Origin of the sequence: Paenisporosarcina macmurdoensis (assembly GCF_042658845.1) — a bacterium.
GTDB classification, from domain to species: domain Bacteria; phylum Bacillota; class Bacilli; order Bacillales_A; family Planococcaceae; genus Paenisporosarcina; species Paenisporosarcina macmurdoensis.
In genome coordinates, this window is sequence record NZ_JBHSRI010000025.1 from 331,705 (window position 1) to 353,673 (window position 21,969).

The window sequence follows — 21,969 nt, forward strand, 5'->3', positions numbered from 1 at the left end:
AAAATTCAAATAATTTATATTAATACATGGTATTATCTTATAGAGAATCTCTGAGTAAAAAGGTCAGGTGACGAAATGGGAATTATCACAAAAGATTTGCTTATAAATTTTCTATTCATCCTTCTTCCTTTATTTTTACTGCAAATGATTTATTTACTGAAGATTGTATATAGAATTGATAAGTTGAAAGATATCCTTGTTACCATTCTTTCCGTCGTATCAATCATACTTTGTATGCTTTTTCCTTTTTCAGTGGGGGATGGGCTATTCTGGGATTTGCGGAGAATTCCTTTCATCATCGGCATTCTATATGGAAGAAAAAATACTGCTTTTATTCTATTGTTATCCATGCTTTTGATTCGTTATTTGTTGTGGGGAGCAAATACAGGATTTTACATATCAATCATCACGTATACCCTCCTGGCTATTATCGTGAACTATGTATCCCGCTATTATTTAAAAATGGCATTAGTGAAAAAGGTATGGATGAGTGTATTATTGGTCATTTTATCGACTCAAGTCACTTATTTTACGACATTCCTACTATTTAATATTAATTTGAGTGCTAATATGTGGGTTCAATATTTTGTCATCACAATTGTGGGAACGCTTTTGGCGACCCTTTTGATTGAAGTGATTCGAATGAATTCAGATATGTTGGAGAAACTTATAAAAGCGGAGAAATTAGAAGTGGTCAGCCATCTTGCTGCGAGTATTTCGCATGAAGTGAGAAACCCGTTGACGACGTGCAAAGGGTTTTTGCAACTTTCCTATGAACAAGAAAAATCACCTGAGGTCAAACAATACTTAGGTACGGCAATACAGGAGCTAGACCGGGCTTCAGATATCATCAATGATTATTTGACGTTTGCGAAACCCGCTCCAGAGAAGGTAGAAAAAGTCTCCGTTTTCCAAGAAGTCCACAATGTCGTAAACGTTCTGACACCGTTGGCAAATATGCAGGATGTTCAAATCTTCACCAATTTGGATGAGAGTAATCAGAACTATATTTCAGGAGATCGAAAAAAACTTGAGCAATCATTGATTAATATCGTGAAAAATGGAATTGAATCGATGCCGAAGGGTGGGAAATTAATCATCAACTCAGTTGTGGATTACCCAGTAGTGCGTATTAAAATACGAGACGAAGGAAAGGGTATGACTCAACAACAAATCAATCGTTTAGGTGAACCTTATTTTACGATGAAGAACAACGGAACCGGCCTTGGCATGATGGTGTCGTTTAGCCTAATCAAAGGTATGGATGGTCATATCAGCGTGGACAGTGAAGTTGGGAAATGGACATCTTTTACAATAGAATTCCCTATGGCTTATTAATCTAAGGACAGTGGGCGGCTGAATTAACATCTTCAGCCGCCTTTTCATATGGAAAAGAGTGTCTAGTCTTTTATTTCCCATACCAATGTCTCAAGGAGTCCGCTATCTGAGGTGACATAAAAGCGTTTACAATTTCGGATATGTGTACTATCATACTTGTATACAAGTATGCAGACTTTAATTTGAGGATGTGGTGTCATGACTAAATCAAATACATTTATATATCCTGCGAAATGGAATGCAAACGCTTCCACCGGAGTACGTTTGGCGTGTGAGCTTAGAATTCGGATTATTTCAGGCGTGATTCAACAGGGTAGCGTTTTATCAGAGAATAAATTAGCCGCAGAATTTGAAGTTAGCCGATCCCCAATCAGGGAAGCTCTAAAGATATTGGCTTCTGAAAATATTATCCGCTTGGAACGAATGGGTGCGGTTGTAGTTGGCTTATCTGATCAGGATATAAAAGAAATTTACGATGTCCGTTTACTGATTGAAACATTTGTTTACGAACGGATTTTGAAAATAGATACCAGCGAGCTAGTAAGAGAGCTTAGTAAAATACGCGAGATGATGGAAGTCGCTATTAAATATAAAGATGCAGATGAGTTTTCTTATCAAGATGTGTTGTTTCATGAAACGATCATTCGATCAATTGATCATTCCTATATCCTGCTGATTTGGAATAACACGAAACCAGTAATGGAGAGTTTGATTCTGTTATCAATGCGGATGCGTATAGAGGAAAAGTCGGATGATTTTTTACGCATCTTGAAAAATCATGAAATTTATATTAATGCAATTGAAACAAAGGATAGAGAGATTATGATTCAAGCTTTACATCAAAACTTTGAAGATGTGCAAGGGACAGTTGATGACCTTTGGATGTCCCAACAAATGCTCACTACAGAAAGGGAGCAATAAAATGACGAACTATATGTTAGGTGTAGATATAGGAACGACCAGCACGAAAGCTGTGTTATTTACCGAAAAAGGTGAAATTATTCAACAAGAGAATATTGGTTATCCCCTTCATACACCAGATATTTCGACGGCAGAACAGAATCCGGAAGAAATCTATCAGGGTGTCTTACAAGCAATTAAAAATATAATGGCACACTCTCATATATCCCCGGAAAAATTATTGTTTATTTCTTTTAGTAGTGCCATGCATAGCGTGATTGTGATCGATGAACATGATCAACCGCTAACGCAGTGTATTACGTGGGCGGATAATCGAAGTGAAGCTTGGACTCGTAAAATAAAAGAAGAGTTAAATGGTCATGAAGTATATAAACGAACGGGGACACCTATTCACCCGATGTCACCGTTAAGTAAAATAACGTGGATTGTGAATGATCGACCTGAAATAGCTACCAAAGCGAAGAAATATATTGGCATTAAAGAATTCATTTTTAAAAAGTTCTTTGATCGATATGTGGTAGATCATTCTTTGGCTTCAGCTATGGGTATGATGAATCTTAAAAATTTAGATTGGGACGAAGAAGCATTGCAAATTGCAGGTGTTACGCCTGAGCAGCTATCTGAACTTGTGCCGACGACCGAGATTTTCACGAATTGCAACCCCGACATTGCACGGAAGATTGGGATAAGTGCACAAACTGCATTTGTTATTGGCGCTAGTGACGGTGTCCTTTCGAATATTGGTGTAAACGCCATTGGCAAGGGTGAGGTAGCGGTAACGATTGGTACGAGTGGCGCGATTCGAACGATTATTGACCGTCCTCAAACGGACGAAAAAGGTCGGATATTCTGTTATGCATTGACTGAGAAACACTGGGTCATTGGTGGTCCTGTCAATAATGGTGGTATGGTTCTTCGCTGGATTCGGGATGAATTTGCATCGTCAGAAGTAGAGACTGCGAAGAGACTAGGCATTGACCCATATGAAGTGTTAACCAAGATTGCTGAACGTGTACGACCAGGTTCGGATGGGTTGTTATTCCATCCATACTTAGCGGGTGAACGTGCTCCATTATGGAATCCCGATGTTCGAGGTTCATTTTTTGGTTTGACGATGTCGCATAAAAAAGAACATATGATTCGAGCTGCGTTAGAAGGTGTCATTTACAATTTATACACCGTATTTTTAGCGTTACTAGAAGTAATGGATGAGCCTGTTGTCCGTATTCAAGCAACTGGCGGCTTCGCAAGATCGGATGTTTGGCGCCAAATGATGGCTGATATTTTTGATCTGGAAGTAGTTGTTCCGGAAAGTTATGAAAGCTCATGTCTAGGTGCTTGTATTTTAGGGCTATATGCAACGGGCAAAGTCGATTCATTTGATGTAGTTTCTGACATGATTGGCAGCACATTTAAACACACGCCGATAGAATCAGATGTAAAGGAATACCGTGAATTGTTGCCGATATTCATTAATTTATCGAGAGTTTTGGAAAAAGAATACACAAGTATTGCAAAATATCAAAGAAGTTTAATCAATAAATAGAAATTAATTTTGGGGGAATTGTCATGCCGTTAGTTATTGTCGCGATTGGAATTGTCGCGTTACTTGTTTTAATCATGGGGTTCAAATTAAATACGTTTGTTTCATTAATTATTGTCTCTTTTATTGTTGCTTTAGCTTTAGGTATGCCACTAGATAGCATTGTTGGTTCAATTGAAGCTGGATTAGGCGGAACACTGGGCCATTTAGCATTAATATTTGGTCTAGGTGCAATGTTAGGTAGTTTAATTGCTGATTCTGGAGGCGCGCAGCGTATTGCGATGACCCTAATCGACAAGTTCGGTGAAAAAAATATTCAATGGGCTGTTGTCGTTGCATCATTTATTATTGGTGTTGCGTTGTTCTTTGAAGTAGGATTAGTATTATTAATTCCGATTGTATTTTCGATTTCAAAACAATTACGAGTGTCTATTTTATACTTAGGAATTCCGATGGCCGCTGCGCTATCAGTGACACATGGTTTCTTACCACCTCACCCGGGTCCTACAGTAATCGCTGGAGAGTACGGAGCTAATATTGGGGAAGTTTTACTTTACGGATTTATTATTGCTATTCCAATCGTAATCATAGCGGGTCCTTTATTTACGAAACTTGCTAAAAAACTTGTACCTGATTCATTCACTCGTACAGGAGACATTGCTTCTTTAGGAGAACAAAAAACGTTTAAAATTGAAGATACACCTGGTTTTGGTATCAGTGTATTTACAGCTATGTTCCCAGTTATTTTAATGGCAATAGCAACGATTATTACAATGATTCAAAAAACAAATGCTATTGATGATAATGTGATTTTCGAAGTTGTTCGTTTTGTAGGTAATGCTTCAACGGCTATGTTGTTGTCTTTATTACTTGCTGTATATACAATGGGATTAGCAAGAAATATCCCGATGAAAACAGTTATGAATACGTGTACGAAAGCAATTGCAAGTATTGGTATGATGCTACTGATTATCGGTGGTGGTGGAGCTTTCAAACAAGTACTTATTGATGGTGGAGTTGGTGACTACGTTGCCGAATTATTTAGCGACACGACACTCTCACCGATCATCCTTGCTTGGACGATCGCCGCTATCTTACGTATCGCTTTAGGTTCAGCTACAGTGGCTGCTTTAACTACAGCTGGTTTGGTTATTCCTTTATTAGGTGCAGCAACAGACGTTAACTTGGCTTTAGTCGTACTGGCAACTGGAGCAGGAAGTTTGATTGCTTCACATGTGAATGATGCAGGCTTCTGGATGTTTAAAGAGTTTTTCGGCTTAACAATGAAAGAAACATTTGCAACTTGGACATTGCTTGAAACGATTATTTCTGTTGCTGGTCTTGGGTTTATACTATTATTAAGTTTAGTCGTTTAAAAAGGAGTTTGAAGTTATATGAGTAACACGATAGGTGTTTTAGGCTTAGGTGTAATGGGAAGCAGTATCGCATTAAACATGGCGAGTAAAGGTGAAAAAGTTTCTGTTTATAATTACACGAGAGATTTAACAGACTTACTTATGCAAAAAAATGATCATGAAGAAATGTATCCTTACTATACTCTTGAGGATTTCGTGCAGTCTTTACAATCTCCAAGAAAAATCTTTGTCATGGTCACAGCTGGTCCAGTGGTCGATGCAGTTATTCAATCGCTAGTTCCTCATCTTGAGTCAGGCGACATTATCATGGACGGTGGGAATTCAAATTACCAAGACACTGCCCGTAGATATGATGAACTGAAGATGCAAGGAATTGATTATTTAGGTATTGGTGTTTCTGGTGGAGAAGAAGGAGCTTTGAAAGGTCCTTCGATCATGATCGGTGGAGAACAAGAAGTGTATAACAAGGTGGCACCTATTTTCACGAAGATTGCTGCTCAAGTAGAAGGAACCCCTTGCTGTGCGTACATGGGTCCTAAAGGTGCAGGACATTTTGTGAAAATGGTGCATAACGGAATTGAGTATGCTGATATGCAACTCATTGCAGAAGCCTATACTTTCTTGAAAGAAAGACTGCATCTTCCGTTACATGAAATTGCTGATATTTTTGAAGAGTGGAATCAAGGGGAACTGAAAAGTTATCTGATTGAAATCACAGCAGATATCTTAAGAAAAATGGACGACAAAACAGGCCAACCACTTGTGGACGTAATCCTTGATAAAACTGGTCAAAACGGTACAGGTAAATGGACAAGCATTCAAGCAATCGATAATGGAATTCCGGTATCAATTATTACCGAATCGTTGTTTGCTCGTTATCTATCGCATGTAAAAGGCGAGCGGGTTCATGCAGCTGAAATATTGGCTGGACCAAAAGCTCATCTTGAGGATTTGGATCGCTCATCTTGGATTGAGTATGTGCGACAAGGATTATATATGGGAAAAATCTGTGCTTATGCACAAGGGTTTACTCAATATAAAATAACCTCTGAACTTAATGGTTGGAACTTGCCATTACAAGAAATCGCTCTTATTTTCCGTGGTGGGTGTATTATTCGCGCGGAGTTCTTAAACACGATTAGCGAAGCGTATCAAGCACAGGAGACATTAGCTAATTTATTGATTGCTCCAACCTTTGTTGAAAAAACGAAGGAATATCAAGTAGGAATGAGAAAAGTAGTAGCAGAAAGTATGATGTCTGGTTTGTCATCTCCTGCGTTAAGTGCTGCACTTACTTACTATGATAGTTATCGTACAGGTCAATCAAGTGCCAACCTATTACAAGCACAACGTGATTATTTTGGTGCACATACGTATGAGCGTACTGATATTGAAGGTTCTTTCCATACGAATTGGAAATAAGCTAATATAAAATCAGATAAGACCTTTCGAGAGTTCATGTGAACTTTTGGAGGGTCTTTTTTATAAAGATAAGAAATTATTTCTTTGAGATCATGCGGCACGGAGATATATCGTGACTAGTGAGACGTATATCGTGACTACACTGCATTATATCGTGACTATGACATATACATATCTCGCCCTAGGTAACTTATTGAAATATTAAGCCTTCGCCACAGAGATTAGGGCAACTAGTATACCCATGACAGTTTCTTTGTATATTCTTTTTCGTGATGGGCATATTAATCTTAAAAGGAAGGATGTTTGATATGATAGATGAAAATAAACTGGCACAACTCGACAGTGAACAGTTACAAGAAATTAGCGAACTTGAAGCAAGGATTGGAGTTACGCTAGTTGCTTATGATAATATGGCAGGCCTAGACGAGACACCACCACCACCTTCACCTTCATAAAGTAGTGCCTACTATTAAATATGGGCACTCTAGAGGCTAATGGGTGTTTAAAAGTTCATTTAATAAAATAAGGGTTATCAATTCGTATACGAATTGATAACCCTTATTTTATTAGTTTTCTAGATTAAAGGTTAAAATGGAAGATAATTGAAACTTTTAGAATATTCAAACGTATCACATATATAAACTTTTCTTAATACATATGAACATCGAAAGAATGTGAGGCTAATTAATGGGAATCCGTGTGATGGGAATTAATGAATCCCATTAAATTAACGGACAGGAGGACTCTTTTGAAAATATTCACAACCACATTGTTAAAATATATATCTGGAATAATTGGGATTGTTTTAATAAGCTGTACACCTATTCTCTTTACACTTAACGGCTCCTTCGATCTCCAGTTGTTTTTCACAACTTTCTTGGGGGTTGTAAAAGTTTTCTTTAACCCCTCTGAATGGCATTTACGCTTCATAGTATTCACTACTCAAAAAACAATAAATGTGTCTTTTCTTGATTATTTAAAAGGGCCTTATGTATACTCAATGATGATTTTGGTTACTTCTCTACTTTTATCTCTTATCATTTCATTCGTTCTGTCATTTATTACACTTTTATCTAAGGGGTTTATTAAGAAAATTCTTCTGCAACTAGCAAAAATTCTTGAGTCATTTCCAGATTTCTCATTTATATTTCTTATTCAAATTGTAGTTGTCCAAGTTTATTTAAAAACCGATATTCTTATTTTACAATTTTATAGTTTGGGAGATAACTTGGTATATATCGCTCCTATTCTTTGTTTATCAATTCTACCTACTCTGTTACTTTTCAAGCTCTTTATCTTGTTATTTGAAGAGGAGTGGGGAAAATCCTATGTTGAGTTGGCAAGGTCTAAGGGATTAAGTAATTTCGAAGTTTTACTGAACCATTGTACTTCTAATGTGTTGAAAAGTTTATTTTACCAATCTAAGTCAATTGTTTGGCTCAGTTTATCTTCCCTGTTAATCATTGAATACCTTTTTGGCATCAATGGAATTCTTTATTATTTAATGGCTGATTTCAGTCCAAGGGGTACAACTTTTATTCTTTTATCAATATTTACTCCGTTCTTCCTCTTCTATACAGTAGTAGAACGTATCGTGAATAGAGAGCAAATAGAAAGAAATGTGATTTTCAATAATTTCAATTTATCCATGTTGAACATTCAGCAAATGAAATCTATAAATATCTTTAGAAATAATCAATCTAGAAGTGGAATATCAGAACCCTTGAAAAGGGTAAGGGCAAATTTTTTTAAACACTTAACTATTAAGATTCCAATTTTGATTCTATTGGGGCTTTTATTAACTAGTTTTTTGTATTTCATTATATTCGACGACAAAATAGATCAAATCAATTACATTTACAATGATGAAGGAAAAATGGTAAGTATATCTCCGCATCCTCCTTCTTCTGACATTCTATTTGGAACAGATGCATTTGGTTATTCAATACTTCAACAATTAATAGTAGGTATCAAATATACAATCCTAATCACGTTAATCATTGCAACAATAAGAATTGTAACGGGTTATTTATTTGCAATATTTTATGTGTTTTTTATAAATAATAAATTAAGATTAGCCATTAATTCCATTGCGGATGGTATGCATTTTTTACCATTAACACTACTAACTTATATTTTACTAGTTCCAATACTTAGGAACATTACTGGCGTATGGGAAACGACACTAAGTGAGCGATTGATTTTACAAATTATGATTATGTCCTTAGTCGTTCTACCAGTAACAACAAGTTCCATTGGGAATGAAATGAATGAAACATTAAAAAAAGAATATGTTCAAAGTTCCGTAGTAATGGGAGGATCGTTAATTTGGATTTTGATCAAACACATTAATCCTCAATTATGGCCAAAGATTCTTTTACTCTGGACACAACATATTGTACAAGTTCTTCAAATGTTTGTACATTTAGGGATTTTATCCATTTTAGTTGGAGGTTCAATTTATGGAATACCGGAAATCTATGAGCTTTCAGGAATGATTGCTATCTCAAGAGAAGTTTTTATGACAAAACAATTTTGGATGATTATTCCTCCATTACTTACCTTTATGCTATTAATCTATTGTTTCAATACAATTGCGCATGGAATTTCAAAAAAACCAATACAATTTTTTAAAAAATAACGATTAGAAGAGTGTCTATAAAAGCCTATCTCACCATTAATAAGAAAATGGTGAGATAGGCTTTTGTTTTGATTGAATATCGTTTAAAACTTCCAGATTGACTAAGTAGGAAAAAAGATGTATTTTTAATAGACTTAATAAGGACTGTTCGTTTTGGAACTGTTCGAATAGGAAAGAACGGTGACGTGCAATTGGACAATGAAAACATGATGAAATCAACACAATTATTACATTCATTTTGGAATGTGCAGAAGAATTTGATGAGGCTTGTCCAAAAGTCTGCGGTCGAAAATGGATTATCAGTTCCACAATATTCTATTTTGATGGTAATGAAACAAACAAAGAAAATGACCCAAAAGAACTTAGGTGAAAGGACATTTATTCCCAAGAGTACCCTTAGTCAAGCGGTCGATGGGCTCGTTCGAGAAGGCATGCTTAATCGTCAACAAGTTGAAGGCAATCGACGGGAGATCATGTTGTCAGTTACTGAAAAAGGACTAGAACTTATTAAAATGATTCATTTGCAAGATGGTGGTATTCATCAAGTATTACAATCGGCAGTTGAAGTACTGAGTGGAAGCCAATTTGAGGAACTGCTTGGAACACATCACCAAATTACAACGTATTTGGAGACTGAAGTTCCAGATCTAGGGGAGTGCACGAAATGATTAAATTACTGAAAAATTTATCGGTCTATAAATGGTTTGTTTTAGCCGTTATTGGTCTTGTTTTTATTCAATCAATGGCGGACCTTTTTCTGCCCACCCTAATGGCCGATATCATTGACAATGGTGTGGTAACTGGAGATATTCCATACATTTGGAAACTTGGCGGGTTTATGTTGTTGATTTCTATAATTGGCGCGATAGCTTCCATTATTGCAAGCTATTATTCTTCTAAAGCTGCTATGGGACTTGGACGCGATATCCGTAAGAAAGTCTTTAATCATGTGGGTAAATTCTCATTACAAGAATTTGACGAAGTGGGAACTGCTTCACTTATTACACGAACTACTAATGACATTACTCAAGTTCAACAAGTAGTTATTATGATGCTACGTATGGTTGTCAGCGCACCAATTATGTTAGCCGGCGGACTCATCATGGCAGTATCGAAAGATGCAAAACTATCACTGGTGATTCTATTCACAATGCCTGTATTGATAGGTACCATACTCCTTATCCTGAAGAAAGGGGTGCCTCTTTTTCAAACAGTACAAAAACGTTTGGATCGTTTGAATCTTGTTTTACGAGAGAATCTCACAGGCATTCGAGTTGTTCGTGCATTTAACCGTGAAGATGAAGAGAAAATACGACTTAAGCAAGCAAATAGAGAATTAACGGATGTCTCAATCAAAGTAAATAAAATTATGGCATTTCTAATGCCTGTTATGATGCTCGTCATGAACTTGACGGTTGTTGGTATTATTTGGTTTGGAGGCATACGAATTGATAACGGTGGTATGCAGATTGGGGATTTAATGGCATTTATCCAATATGTTATGCAAATTATGTTTGCACTCGTTATGGCGTCCATGATGTTCGTGATGGTTCCCCGTGCAGCAGTTTCTGCAAAACGGATAAATGAAGTGCTTGATATGAAACCATCATTTCAAGACGAAGGGACAGAAAAGGCGAATCTTGAAAAAGGTACGCTTGAATTTGAACATGTTTCCTTCAGTTATCCAGGAGCAGAAAAACCTGCATTATCCGATATTAGTTTTACTGCACGTGCTGGAGAAATCACGGCAATCATTGGTGGAACAGGGTCAGGGAAATCAACACTAGTCAATTTGATACCTCGCTTTTATGAAATTTCAAGTGGTATCATTCGTGTGAATGGTGTTGATATTCGTAAGGTCTCACAAGATGAGGTCCGTTCAAAGCTTGGCTTCGTGCCACAAAAATCCATACTATTTACTGGAACTATTGCTGATAATATTCTCTTTGGAAAGCAAGACGCTTCACACAATGAAATTGAGCATGCGGCTCGTATTGCGCAGGCAGAAGACTTTATTACTAGAATGGACGACGGCTACAATTCAGAGATCGAACAAGGCGGTTCGAACTTGTCTGGAGGACAAAAGCAGCGACTTTCGATAGCTAGAGCACTCATTCGAAAGCCGGATGTGTATATATTCGATGATAGTTTTTCAGCACTTGATTTCAAGACAGATGCCAAACTTCGTGCTGCACTAAAAGATGAAACAAAAAATGCGACTGTATTACTCGTTGCACAGCGTGTCAGTACGGTCGTCGACGCTGACCGAATTATTGTATTGGATGAAGGCAATATAGTAGGTATGGGTACGCATCAAGAGTTGCTTAACTCAAATGATGTGTACCGTGAAATCGCCCTATCACAGCTTTCAGAGGAGGAAATAGCATGAGCAAGCTGAAAAAACCACCTCAAAGCGCTGGACCGATGGGGGGGCCTGGTGGCGGTAACATGATGATGATGGGACAAAAAGCTAAAGATTTCAAAGGGACTTTGAGACGTCTTTTGTCCTACTTAAAGCCGCGTCAGAACCAATTGATCGCTGTATTTTTTGCTGCAATCTTAAGTACCTTATTTATGATAGCTGGACCGAAAATTATGGGAACGGCCATTACAGAATTATTTGAAGGAGCTTACGGGAAATTTCAGGGAACACCTGGAGCCGCCATTAATTTTGATAAAATTGGACAGATTCTTCTAATACTTGCTGGATTGTATGTCTTAAGCAGTCTTTTCAATTACGTTCAACAATATATTATGTCTAGTGTTGCACAAGATACGGTGTTTGATCTTCGAGAAGATGTAAATCAAAAACTGGAGAAACTGCCTTTGCAATTTTTTGATGGCCGCTCAAATGGAGATACACTAAGCCGGATGACCAATGACATCGATACAATTGGTAGTACATTGCAGCAAAGCTTAACGCAGTTCATCACATCCATCATCACCATTGTAGGAATCATCATTATGATGTTATCCATAAGCCCTTTATTGACGCTAATCTCAATTGTCAGTTTACCGGTATCCATTTTTGCCATTAAACCTATATTGAAAAGGTCCCAAAAACATTTTGCTGATCAACAACGCACACTGGGTGAGTTAAACGGGCATATTGAAGAAATGTATACGGGCCATCAAATTGTGAAAGTATTTGGACATGAGAAAAAGTCTGGTGCCCAGTTTGATGAGGTCAATGAAGAATTGTATAAAGCGGGTAGCAAAGCTCAGTTTATTTCGGGAATTATCATGCCTATGATGTTTTTTATCGGGAACTTGAGCTATGTTCTAATTAGCGTCGTTGGAGGAATATTAGTCACGCAACGCGCTATCTCAATAGGTGATATTCAAGCATTTATTACGTATTCAAAACAGTTCACTCAACCAATTACACAAACTGCGAACATCGCAAATATTATTCAATCAACAGTTGCTGCAGCTGAACGTGTCTTTGAATTGCTCGATGAACAAGAAGAAATAAAAGAATCGACATCGGTTAGATTAAATCGAGCAGAAGGTTCCGTTACATTCGAGCATGTAGACTTTGGCTATGGAGATGACCTGTTAATTCAAGATATGAACGTTGAAGTATTACCTGGACAGACGGTCGCAATTGTTGGACCAACTGGTGCAGGGAAAACAACGATGATCAACCTCTTGATGCGATTTTATGAACTAAAAGGTGGGAGAATTAAGATTGATGGGCTTGATACAAGGGGTATGTCCCGAAGCGATCTTCGAAAGAATTTCGGGATGGTCCTTCAAGATACTTGGCTCTTTAATGGAACGATTAAAGACAATATCGCTTATGGGAAAAATGGTGCAACAGACGAAGAAATTTTCGAAGCTGCACGCACAGCTCATGCTGATCACTTCATTCGAACACTACCAGATAGCTATGACACAGTCTTAAACGAAGAAGCATCAAATATTTCTCAAGGACAAAAGCAGCTTCTGACCATCGCGCGAGCAGTTCTAGCTGATCCGCCAATTATGATTTTGGATGAAGCAACGTCGAGCGTGGATACGCGGACCGAAGTCTTTATACAGAAGGCAATGAACCGCTTAATGGAAGGGCGAACTAGTTTTGTTATTGCCCATCGTTTATCGACCATTAAAGACGCTGATTTGATTCTCGTGATGGATCAAGGTCAATTGATTGAGCAGGGTACACATTCAGAACTTATAGAGAAAGATGGTTTTTACGCGGATCTTTATAATAGCCAATTCACTGAAAAAGTAGCGGGATAAATGTCTATGTGGAATAACGAGAATCTAGCAACGAAACAGTTGCTAGATTCTTTTTTATCTAAGTATGAACGTGTAACTAATTTGGATAAGTGATTATTATGCGAATCTTTCTGTAGTTCGAGCCAATAGCAGTAATAAGGTTTGAATCTTATAAGAATAGACGTAAACTTCTAATTGACTAAAAAACTTGAATGGCCCCAGCCGCTGCCGATTGGTGGGTTTTACTGATGGGATTATTGATGAGTGCATGCTCAGTTGGAAAATATGAGCGCGAATTAGGGAAATAAGGTAGCCAACTTGGAATCGAGATATTCTTAGTGACTGAACGAAGTATGAGCCTAATAGATAAATTCAAAAAAGACGCTCCATTTCCAAAAGGAAATAGAACGTCTTTTTATTTGATTTTATGGAATTTCTATCATGTCCTGAGATTCGATTGGACTAAAGTACTTAATGCTAGGCACTTCTACAACCCAACCGAATGGATCTTCTAGTGCTCCTGTTTGAATCCCTGTTAATGTGTCGTACAATTTTTGGGAGACTTCGCCCGTTTGTCCATTATTAATGGTCATTTTTTCATTGTTCCAGAATAATTCGCCAACGGGTGCAATCACAGCTGCTGTACCTGTACCGAATGCTTCTTCGAGTTTCCCATCTACGTAGGCTTGCTTAATTTCATCAATTGAAATACGACGTTCTGTTACCGGTACGCCCCAATAGCGGAGTAATTGAAGAATAGATTTACGTGTAATTCCTTCTAAAATACTGCCGTTTATCATAGGAGTCACTACTTCTCCGTCAATTTTAAAGAAGATATTCATACTGCCGACTTCTTCAATATATTTACGCTCAACACCATCAAGCCATAGAACTTGAGAATAACCTTTTTCACCAGATTGTTGTTGTGCTTTTAAACTAGAGGCATAGTTACCACCCGTTTTTGCTGTTCCGGTGCCACCTGCAACTGCGCGAACAAATTCATTTTCAACAGAAATCTTAATAGGTGAAAGTCCCTCTTTGTAATATGAGCCTACAGGAGACAGGATAATAATGAATTGATAATGTGTAGATGGTGCTACGCCTAAATAGCTTTCAGTTGAAATGATAAATGGGCGAATATATAAAGAGGTATCTGCTGCTTTAGGAATCCATTCACGATCAACTTGAATGAGCTGCTTTAGTGCTTGTAATGCAAGATCTTCATCAATATGAGGAATGCATAAACGATCATTTGATTGATTAAATCTCTTAAAGTTTTGATCAGGTCTGAATAATAGTACTTGCTCTTTTTTTGTCAAATATGCCTTTAAGCCTTCGAAAACCGACTGTCCGTAGTGGAAAATAGCTGATGCAGGATCTAATGAAATATTTTGATATGGAATGATACGGGCGTCATGCCAACCGATGTCAACTGAATAATCCAATATAAACATATGATCGGTAAATGTTTTACCGAATTGCAGTTTCTCAGCTTGCGGTTTTTCCTTTTTCGCAGTGCTTAAAGTTACATTAATATTGTAAGTCGTCATAGTGCCATCTCCTTGTTTTTGTAATTACGGGGATTCAGATAACCCACAATAGTTAAACTGTATTATACATCTTTTCAGAATATTTTCACAAAAAATTTTTTTGAAATAAAATGGACAAGTTTTTGCTGGATTCTTTCTGAGTAAAAACTTGTTAAAACAAAGATAAAAATGATTAATTCGAGTGAAATAAGAAAATTTAGTTAAAAAGAACTGTTTTTCATGAAACCCACATGTGAAAATTAAATTTTAAATTAATTGAATTATAGGAAAATACCTTTATAATGGAAAAAACGAAAGGACAGGATGCTGTATGAAAAAGGATTTGAGGATTAATAGTAAGGTATTTAGTGAGGGCGCGATGAAGGCTCCAAATCGTGCCATGTTAAGAGCAGTGGGTGTAACAGATGAAGATTTTAAGAAGCCGATGATTGGTGTCGCTAGCACTTGGAGTGAAGTAACACCGTGTAATATACATATTCATGATTTAGCTGTCAGTGCCAAAAAAGGTGCTAGGGAAGCGGGCGGCGTACCGTTTATCTTTAATACAATCACAGTATCGGATGGCATTTCTATGGGAACGGAAGGTATGCGTTATTCATTGCCTAGCCGGGATGTTATCGCAGATTCTATTGAAACGGTAGTCGGAGCAGAGAGTCTCGATGGACTCGTGGCAATTGGAGGCTGTGATAAAAATATTCCTGGCTGTTTAATCGCAATTGCGAATGCAGATGTGCCATCGGTATTTGTTTATGGAGGAACCATTTCTCCAGGTATACATAATGGTGAAAATATTGATATTGTTTCCGTTTTTGAAGGCGTTGGTCGTCATAATAATGGAGACATAAGTGATGATACACTTCGGAAAATCGAATGCAATGCATGTCCTGGAGCGGGTTCTTGCGGTGGGATGTATACAGCAAATACGATGGCATCTGCTGCAGAGGCCATGGGTATTAGTCTCCCAGGCAGTTCTTCGAATCCTGCAGAGTCCGAGTTAAAGCTACAAGATTGTGCCGCTGCTGGAGCTGCTGTTTATAACTTGCTAGAGAAAGAGATTTATCCGAAAGATATTATGACAAAAGAAGCTTTTGAAAATGCAATTACCGTTGTTATGGCTCTTGGCGGTTCAACGAATGCTGTTCTGCATCTACTGTCCATTGCACACGCCATTGAAGTGGATTTAGACATTGATGATTTTAACCGAATTCAAAAGAAAACACCTCATATTGCTGATCTGAAGCCAAGTGGTAAATACGTCATGGAAGATTTGCACAGGGCTGGCGGGGTTCAAGCCGTGATGAAAGCGTTGTTAGAAGCTGGCTATCTTCATGGAGACTGCATGACCGTTACCGGTAAAACAATGGCTGAAAACTTGAAGGATGCACCAAGTCTGACAGAAGGACAGCAAGTCATTTTACCGTTTGATAAGCCATATAGAGAAGATGGACCACTGATTGTTATAAAAGGTAATTTGTCTCCTAGCGGTGCAGTAGCAAAAGTATCTGGCGTAAAAGTAAAACAACATACGGGACCAGCTCGAGTTTTTAATACAGAAAAAGCAGCAACAGCTGCAGTTATGGCCAATGAAATTAACGAAGGGGATGTTTTAGTCATCCGCTATGTAGGTCCAAAAGGTGGTCCAGGAATGCCTGAAATGTTGTCCATATCGGCCATTCTTGTCGGAAAAGGTATGGGTGAAAAAGTTGCCCTCATAACTGATGGTAGATTCTCTGGTGGAACGCACGGGCTGGTAGTTGGCCATATTGCGCCGGAAGCCCAAGTTGGAGGACCTATTGCGTTATTGATAGAAGGCGATATCATCACGATTGATTCTGACAAACAAGAGATTTCCGTAGATGTATCAGATGCCGTACTTGAAGAGAGACAGAAACAATGGGTAGCCCCTCCACTTTATAAAAAAGGTGTACTCGGGAAATATGCTCACAATGTTTCATGTTCATCAAAAGGCGCGGTTACGGATTTTTTAAATAGATAGTTACTGCAGTGGATTCTAGAAAAATCATAAAGGAGCTTGGAGATTTTTATCCAAGCTCCTTTATTTCATTTTTTCATAGAGCCAAGGAATACCTTGAAAGAAAATGATACCTAGAATAACTGCGAAAAATAGTGATTTCTCAATAACATCTGTTAAATATAAACAAACCAAAACAAGTATAAAGAAAAGTCTCCAATACAAAACCATGTTGTTCAAAATATCCCTACTTCCACTGCTATATAAGAAGCTACTTCTTACTTGAATAAAAAAGACATTCCACTTTGATTAAGTTAGCTCGCTTAATTTCCTTCAGTTTGAATTTCATTTTTTCATTTAACATATGTGTAGAGTAATTGAACAATAAGTATGACAAATAATGCTGTAACCAGAATTAAGGTAGGTTGACTAGCATCCCCGACATTAACATTTGTATGGTTAAAAAAATAGTTACAGGTACCATCCATAAAGTTCTAATTAATTTCTTTTTATAATTCAACTTCCAATATATAAAACCACCATCACGACCATTTTTCATTGCAACAACTCACCTTATTATTAAGGATGTATATTCAGGTCATTTCATATTCGACTACCTAACCCGTTTCTGATTTTCCTATAGTTTAGGATTTAATCAAATTGTTAACCATGCATGCAAACTTGTCGGGTTCTTCTGTAAACGGGAAGTGGTTACTGTCGGTGAATATGATCAGTTTTGCATTAGGAATGGCATAGGCAATTTGTTTTGAAAAGACAAGAGGACATTGTGCATCATGTTCCCCACAATAGACTGTAGTTGGTATCGTAAAGTGGAGAGGTATGCAGTTAAATCATAGGTAGGAAGTTCTGTATAAGAATAATAATCAAGTCTAGCTGATACGACACTTCCACTATTAGGTACATTAAAATATTGGTCATACTTTTCAGGTTGATAAATTGACATTTCGGTCCATTCACGTCCAACTGCTCTTTTTATGTCTGTAGGTGTGTGAGGATTATTTAATAGACCAAATATTTCTAGCAGTCGTTCGTTATGAGGATTTTCTTTACAATAGATGCTGTCAAGGTGATTCATATACTCGTTTGAAGCTGCAGCTCCACCAATGACGATTTCACTGAGTGATTGTGGTAATTGAATCGCGTAAACGAGCCCTAACATACCTCCAGTGGAATGACCTGCAAATGCCCATTTTTTAAAATGAAGAGCTTCACGAATGGCATCCAAATCTTTGATTGATTCCTCCATACATAAATCATTTTTATGTAATGATTTTACCGAATTCCCAGCTCCTCGTAAATTAACGAGATAGACTGAGTATTGATTCGTAAATGAGTTAGCGAAAGTATTTCCATTTGAATTGAAGGCACTATATAGGTGGGTTACACAGATAGGTTCGCCTGATCCTTTCACAAAAAATTCAAAAGAACCTCTTTGCGTTTCAATAAAATGTTGAGTCCACATATTTATCCTCCTGATTGCTCTAAATTTTGAAGAAAGGTTAGATCTGTTTAAATTCAGTAGTCTTTTCTGTGTGGAGATGGTAATTCTTTTGTTCTCATCCATTATGCCATTTTATTACAATTATACGTTAAACTAAGTTAAAGTGCAGGTGAAATTATAAAATTCTAAATATATCCATTTTTTAGTTGAAAACTCATTGGGATATTATGTATAATAAAGAAATTGGAGGAGTTTAAATTGAAAAGCACAGGTATGGTTGTGGGATATAGAGATATGCAAGTGCCGTTTTCTTTAGTAAGTGAAGAAGAGAACTCAAAGAATTTAGTTGTATTTTTACCTGGCGCCGCGTATTCCGTTCAAAGCCCTGCGTTTCATTATTCACAAGAGATTTTCTTAGATCACTCCTTTGATGTACTACAGGTTAATTATCGATACAACGATAAAGCCTATAATGAATTCAGTAAAGAAGAGCTAAGTGAAGCTATTAAACATGATGTAAGAACAGTGTTGGATAAGGTTTTAACAGATATATCTTATGAGAAATTTTATTTTGTAGGTAAGTCACTTGGTACCATTGCGATGAGTTCGGAATTAAATCGGGCCATTTTTAGAGAAGCTCATGCGATTTGGTTAACTCCATTACTACATCGAGACGATGTTTTTGCAGCAATGGTAAATAATGAAAATCGAGGATTATGTATTATCGGAGACAACGACCGCTGTTATGTTGAAGAGAGATTCGATCAATTAAAAAACAAATCAAATCTCGTGGCGAAGTTGCTTCCAAATGTTAACCATAGTTTGGAGTACGACCACAATATGGTTGAATCTATCGATATATTGAAAGAAGTTATAAAAGATATTCAAGAATTTGTTGTTTAGTTGAGGGGATATTCTTATGAGTGAAAGCAGTAAAAAGGAAGTGTGGTCTTGGGTTAAAGCGGTTTTGTTAGGTTTAGCCATCGCTTTTATTTGCCGTGAATTTATTTTAGCGCCAGTAAAGGTTGAGGGGAAGTCTATGATGCCTACTTTTGAAGATAATAACCGAATTATTGTTTCCAAAATGAGCAAGGTTGAGCGCTTTGATATGATCGTCTTCCATTCTCCAGTTTCAAATGAAGATTATATAAAACGAGTCATCGGACTCCCAGGAGATATCGTCGAAGTGCAGGATGATGTTTTACATATTAATAACATCATATACGATGAACCTTACTTACAAGAGAATAAAGAAATGCTCTCAACACAAGAACAATTAACTGACGATTTTAAGGTGACAGTTCCTGAAGGGGCATTATATGTAATGGGAGATAATCGAAAGAAAAGCAGTGACAGCCGAGAAATCGGATTTATCACAGAAGATGCAATAGTGGGTGAAGTAAAGTTTCGATTTTTCCCTTTTACTGAATTTGGTACACTCGAATAACATGAGCCTTTTGTGATTTTGACAAGCAACATTAAATAATTATCCTCAAACAATGGAGGGGAAACATGAAAACGTCAACTGGATTATTAATTCTAATTGCCATTATGCATTTCATTACGCTTTCCAATATCACTCTTTTTGACGGGAGATGGAATGGTATAGCTATGTGGTTAAATACTGGACTTTTTATTGCAGCCATTGCGTTTTATTTTATGGAAAGAACAAATAGCAAAAGCCAAGTTCTTTGAGCAATAGTTCTATCTCCTCAATTCACATTTATTCCGTTTCTGTTTCACGATGATTTTTCATTCGATTGTGCAACAGGCCATCTGTCTGTTCATTTTCTCCAGTGATAAAATCAGTCATATAGTATGTTAAATACTTTCCGTAGTTGTTTTCAGTTTTCAACAACAGTTCATCGACATAATAAGCACCTTTTGGTAATTGATCTAAAAGCAATACAGAAAGAGAAGCATATACGCCACAAGCTACTTGAAAGTAAGTGGCATTTGTTTTGTATTTAGAAAAGGTGGCTTCATTGCTCAACACATTATACATGTATCGTTCTTTGTCTGAATATACGAGTAGGACACCTACTAAATCCTCCCCATCCAAAGCTGCATCTTGCGGGTCCAGTACCTTCTTCTCAAAATTCCACAATTTATCCACATCATCTAAATTGCTACGAATCAAATTAGTTGTATGGTCATTCACTTTGTACAAGAATCCGCCTTCCATATCAAATAGTTTGCCTAGCGTATACACTTCTTCATGTGCCATTAAACAACCATGAAATTTTATGTTGCCTAATGTTACCTTGAATTCAAGATCATAGACTTTTTCATATAAGAAGAGGGGGTTCTTGTGCTTCATAAACATTGGATAGCCCAGTATAGCTTCATCTAGGAAACATTCGGGTGCCCATGTGGTATAGATGACGTTCTTCTTAGCAAATTGCTTTTTCTTATAAAACGAGTTGTCATGCTCTACGATATAACAACCAATGGGTTGATTTTCTGTTGAATCTGTCTTTAAAAGTTCAAGAGCCATCCATTGCACAACACCTGGATTCATTCCCGACCCGATAATAGCTGTTGAATTTAAAATTTTGTCTTTATGTTTTTCTAGTTGCCTTAACCTTTCTAATAAGCCAAATCCTTCATAGAGTTCTTCATTTTCGTCAATCATCGTATTCTCTAATGCGGTATTGACATAGCTGATGCCAAGTTGATCGCAACAGTGAATCATCTCGATTGTGTCTGCCCAGGAAAGGTCGATGACAATGGATGTCTGGGTTTGTATTAGATGATTAGTAAAATGCGTAGTGTCTTTTAAATCGAATTCATGGTAAATAAATTTATCTTGTATATGTGGATAAGATAATGAATAGATCGATACGTCTTTCTGTTGATTGTCGATTAAATGTATGATGCAATTATTCACTTGACGATGAATTGGATCTTTCGCATCTTGTGCGGAGGTATTTAAGATAGATAGTATTCCGTTCGCCACACCACCTGCACTACCAAGTATTGTTATAATAATTTTATTTTGATTCATTACAAAACCTCTTTTTAGTTTTATACATAATCTATGTAATAAAAGAGGAATGCTATAGGTAGTTTATTAAAAATGAATGATTGCTATAGAAACGAAAAAACCTACAACTATGTGTAGGTTTTTCGTTTCTATAGGATTTCGTATTAGTATAAACAGGGAGTGGGGTTATTTAGCGTCAGGGAATATTCGTTGAGTAAGTTCACCAAATTCTTCAAATAATCCTTCAACAGGTTCACCTTGATCAACCTTATCACGATATTCGTTCATACGACTGACGAAATCGGGATTTACAGAGACATAAACGTTATCCACGGTGTCGTTTGTCTCTCTTACTTGTTCTCCTATTTTTTCTTCAATTTGTTCAAGTTCATCTGAACCCTCTGCTATTTCGGATCCATCTGAGTTTTTGTTTAACACAACTGCTACATATGCGTTGTTCTCTGTAATGATAACGGTGGAGCTATCTACTTCTTCTAATTCATCAATCTTACCCGAAGCTTCATCAGCAAGCTC

17 protein-coding genes and 2 pseudogenes are annotated in these 21,969 nt (G+C 37.1%); 14 read left to right on the forward strand and 5 right to left on the reverse strand.

What is annotated here, in order from left to right:
* Nucleotides 1-75: 75 nt before the first annotated feature.
* The 10 genes from ACFPYN_RS15295 to ACFPYN_RS15340 all read left to right on the forward strand — a co-directional run bounded on the left by ACFPYN_RS15295 (nucleotide 76) and on the right by ACFPYN_RS15340 (nucleotide 13,486).
* Nucleotides 76-1,338 (forward strand): ATP-binding protein, encoded by a 1,263-nt coding sequence (locus tag ACFPYN_RS15295; RefSeq protein WP_377735360.1) that lies wholly within the window; start codon nucleotides 76-78, stop codon nucleotides 1,336-1,338.
* Between the two features lie 198 nt (nucleotides 1,339-1,536).
* Entirely contained in the window at nucleotides 1,537-2,259 is a 723-nt protein-coding gene (locus ACFPYN_RS15300) for a GntR family transcriptional regulator (RefSeq protein WP_377735361.1), read from the forward strand.
* Nucleotide 2,260: 1 nt separating this feature from the next.
* A complete protein-coding gene (gntK, locus tag ACFPYN_RS15305) occupies nucleotides 2,261-3,805 on the forward strand; it encodes a gluconokinase (RefSeq protein ID WP_377735362.1) in 1,545 nt (514 codons plus the stop codon).
* A gap of 23 nt (nucleotides 3,806-3,828) precedes the next feature.
* Nucleotides 3,829-5,178: a GntP family permease gene (locus ACFPYN_RS15310; RefSeq protein ID WP_377735363.1), complete on the forward strand. Its 1,350-nt coding sequence runs from the start codon at nucleotides 3,829-3,831 to the stop codon at nucleotides 5,176-5,178.
* 18 nt (nucleotides 5,179-5,196) lie between these two features.
* Nucleotides 5,197-6,600, forward strand: coding sequence for a decarboxylating NADP(+)-dependent phosphogluconate dehydrogenase (gene gnd, locus ACFPYN_RS15315; RefSeq protein ID WP_377735364.1), 1,404 nt, complete (start codon nucleotides 5,197-5,199; stop codon nucleotides 6,598-6,600).
* Nucleotides 6,601-6,908: 308 nt separating this feature from the next.
* The gene (locus ACFPYN_RS15320) at nucleotides 6,909-7,055 is read left to right on the forward strand and encodes a hypothetical protein (RefSeq protein ID WP_377735365.1); all 147 of its coding nucleotides are present in this window, start codon (nucleotides 6,909-6,911) and stop codon (nucleotides 7,053-7,055) included.
* 293 nt (nucleotides 7,056-7,348) lie between these two features.
* Entirely contained in the window at nucleotides 7,349-9,241 is a 1,893-nt protein-coding gene (locus ACFPYN_RS15325; RefSeq protein WP_377735366.1) for a hypothetical protein, read from the forward strand.
* A 206-nt stretch (nucleotides 9,242-9,447) separates the two neighbouring features.
* The gene (locus ACFPYN_RS15330) at nucleotides 9,448-9,909 is read left to right on the forward strand and encodes a MarR family winged helix-turn-helix transcriptional regulator (RefSeq protein WP_377735367.1); all 462 of its coding nucleotides are present in this window, start codon (nucleotides 9,448-9,450) and stop codon (nucleotides 9,907-9,909) included.
* Nucleotides 9,906-11,630 carry an ABC transporter ATP-binding protein gene (locus ACFPYN_RS15335; RefSeq protein ID WP_377735368.1) on the forward strand — a complete coding sequence of 575 codons (1,725 nt, stop codon included), beginning with the start codon at nucleotides 9,906-9,908 and terminating at the stop codon, nucleotides 11,628-11,630. Before ACFPYN_RS15330 ends, ACFPYN_RS15335 begins: the two co-directional genes overlap by 4 nt.
* Complete coding sequence (locus ACFPYN_RS15340; RefSeq protein WP_377735369.1) at nucleotides 11,627-13,486, forward strand: ABC transporter ATP-binding protein; 1,860 nt, start codon at nucleotides 11,627-11,629, stop codon at nucleotides 13,484-13,486. Before ACFPYN_RS15335 ends, ACFPYN_RS15340 begins: the two co-directional genes overlap by 4 nt.
* Before the next feature lie 404 nt (nucleotides 13,487-13,890).
* Here ACFPYN_RS15340 and ACFPYN_RS15345 read toward each other — a convergent pair whose 3' ends face one another.
* Nucleotides 13,891-15,015 carry a branched-chain amino acid aminotransferase gene (locus tag ACFPYN_RS15345; protein ID WP_377735370.1) on the reverse strand — a complete coding sequence of 375 codons (1,125 nt, stop codon included), beginning with the start codon at nucleotides 15,013-15,015 and terminating at the stop codon, nucleotides 13,891-13,893.
* Between the two features lie 310 nt (nucleotides 15,016-15,325).
* Here ACFPYN_RS15345 and ilvD point away from each other — a divergent pair, with 310 nt between their 5' ends.
* Nucleotides 15,326-17,011, forward strand: a complete 1,686-nt coding sequence (gene ilvD, locus ACFPYN_RS15350; RefSeq protein ID WP_377735371.1) for a dihydroxy-acid dehydratase — start codon at nucleotides 15,326-15,328, stop codon at nucleotides 17,009-17,011.
* 60 nt (nucleotides 17,012-17,071) lie between these two features.
* On the opposite strand, the gene ACFPYN_RS15355 is transcribed toward ilvD, so the two are convergent.
* Entirely contained in the window at nucleotides 17,072-17,227 is a 156-nt protein-coding gene (locus ACFPYN_RS15355; RefSeq protein WP_377735372.1) for a hypothetical protein, read from the reverse strand.
* Between the two features lie 404 nt (nucleotides 17,228-17,631).
* Nucleotides 17,632-18,470, reverse strand: a pseudogene (locus ACFPYN_RS15360) (alpha/beta fold hydrolase).
* 237 nt (nucleotides 18,471-18,707) lie between these two features.
* On the opposite strand from ACFPYN_RS15360, the gene ACFPYN_RS15365 reads away from it, so the two are divergent.
* The 3 genes from ACFPYN_RS15365 (at nucleotide 18,708) to ACFPYN_RS15375 (ending at nucleotide 20,144) form a co-directional block, all read left to right on the forward strand.
* Nucleotides 18,708-19,352: an alpha/beta hydrolase gene (locus ACFPYN_RS15365; RefSeq protein ID WP_377735373.1), complete on the forward strand. Its 645-nt coding sequence runs from the start codon at nucleotides 18,708-18,710 to the stop codon at nucleotides 19,350-19,352.
* 16 nt (nucleotides 19,353-19,368) lie between these two features.
* A complete protein-coding gene (gene lepB, locus ACFPYN_RS15370; RefSeq protein ID WP_377735374.1) occupies nucleotides 19,369-19,896 on the forward strand; it encodes a signal peptidase I in 528 nt (175 codons plus the stop codon).
* Between the two features lie 65 nt (nucleotides 19,897-19,961).
* Nucleotides 19,962-20,144 carry a hypothetical protein gene (locus tag ACFPYN_RS15375; RefSeq protein WP_377735375.1) on the forward strand — a complete coding sequence of 61 codons (183 nt, stop codon included), beginning with the start codon at nucleotides 19,962-19,964 and terminating at the stop codon, nucleotides 20,142-20,144.
* Nucleotides 20,145-20,172: 28 nt separating this feature from the next.
* Here the strand turns inward: ACFPYN_RS15375 and ACFPYN_RS15380 are convergent, their stop codons facing one another.
* Nucleotides 20,173-21,456, reverse strand: coding sequence for an S-adenosylmethionine decarboxylase related protein (locus tag ACFPYN_RS15380; RefSeq protein ID WP_377735376.1), 1,284 nt, complete (start codon nucleotides 21,454-21,456; stop codon nucleotides 20,173-20,175).
* 165 nt (nucleotides 21,457-21,621) lie between these two features.
* Nucleotides 21,622-21,960, reverse strand: a pseudogene (locus ACFPYN_RS15385) (YhcN/YlaJ family sporulation lipoprotein); the annotation flags it as partial.
* Nucleotides 21,961-21,969: the final 9 nt, after the last annotated feature.

What these genes read in the sequence shown, in the direction of transcription:
- ACFPYN_RS15320 (WP_377735365.1), top strand. Translation starts at nt 6,909, where the DNA reads ATGATAGATGAAAATAAACTGGCACAACTCGACAGTGAACAGTTACAA.
- ACFPYN_RS15340 (WP_377735369.1), top strand. Translation starts at nt 11,627, where the DNA reads ATGAGCAAGCTGAAAAAACCACCTCAAAGCGCTGGACCGATGGGGGGG.
- gntK (WP_377735362.1), top strand. Translation starts at nt 2,261, where the DNA reads ATGACGAACTATATGTTAGGTGTAGATATAGGAACGACCAGCACGAAA.
- ACFPYN_RS15295 (WP_377735360.1), top strand. Translation starts at nt 76, where the DNA reads ATGGGAATTATCACAAAAGATTTGCTTATAAATTTTCTATTCATCCTT.
- ilvD (WP_377735371.1), top strand. Translation starts at nt 15,326, where the DNA reads ATGAAAAAGGATTTGAGGATTAATAGTAAGGTATTTAGTGAGGGCGCG.
- ACFPYN_RS15310 (WP_377735363.1), top strand. Translation starts at nt 3,829, where the DNA reads ATGCCGTTAGTTATTGTCGCGATTGGAATTGTCGCGTTACTTGTTTTA.
- ACFPYN_RS15300 (WP_377735361.1), top strand. Translation starts at nt 1,537, where the DNA reads ATGACTAAATCAAATACATTTATATATCCTGCGAAATGGAATGCAAAC.
- gnd (WP_377735364.1), top strand. Translation starts at nt 5,197, where the DNA reads ATGAGTAACACGATAGGTGTTTTAGGCTTAGGTGTAATGGGAAGCAGT.
- ACFPYN_RS15345 (WP_377735370.1), bottom strand. Translation starts at nt 15,015, where the DNA reads ATGACGACTTACAATATTAATGTAACTTTAAGCACTGCGAAAAAGGAA.
- ACFPYN_RS15380 (WP_377735376.1), bottom strand. Translation starts at nt 21,456, where the DNA reads ATGAATCAAAATAAAATTATTATAACAATACTTGGTAGTGCAGGTGGT.
- ACFPYN_RS15375 (WP_377735375.1), top strand. Translation starts at nt 19,962, where the DNA reads ATGAAAACGTCAACTGGATTATTAATTCTAATTGCCATTATGCATTTC.
- ACFPYN_RS15335 (WP_377735368.1), top strand. Translation starts at nt 9,906, where the DNA reads ATGATTAAATTACTGAAAAATTTATCGGTCTATAAATGGTTTGTTTTA.
- ACFPYN_RS15330 (WP_377735367.1), top strand. Translation starts at nt 9,448, where the DNA reads ATGATGAAATCAACACAATTATTACATTCATTTTGGAATGTGCAGAAG.
- lepB (WP_377735374.1), top strand. Translation starts at nt 19,369, where the DNA reads ATGAGTGAAAGCAGTAAAAAGGAAGTGTGGTCTTGGGTTAAAGCGGTT.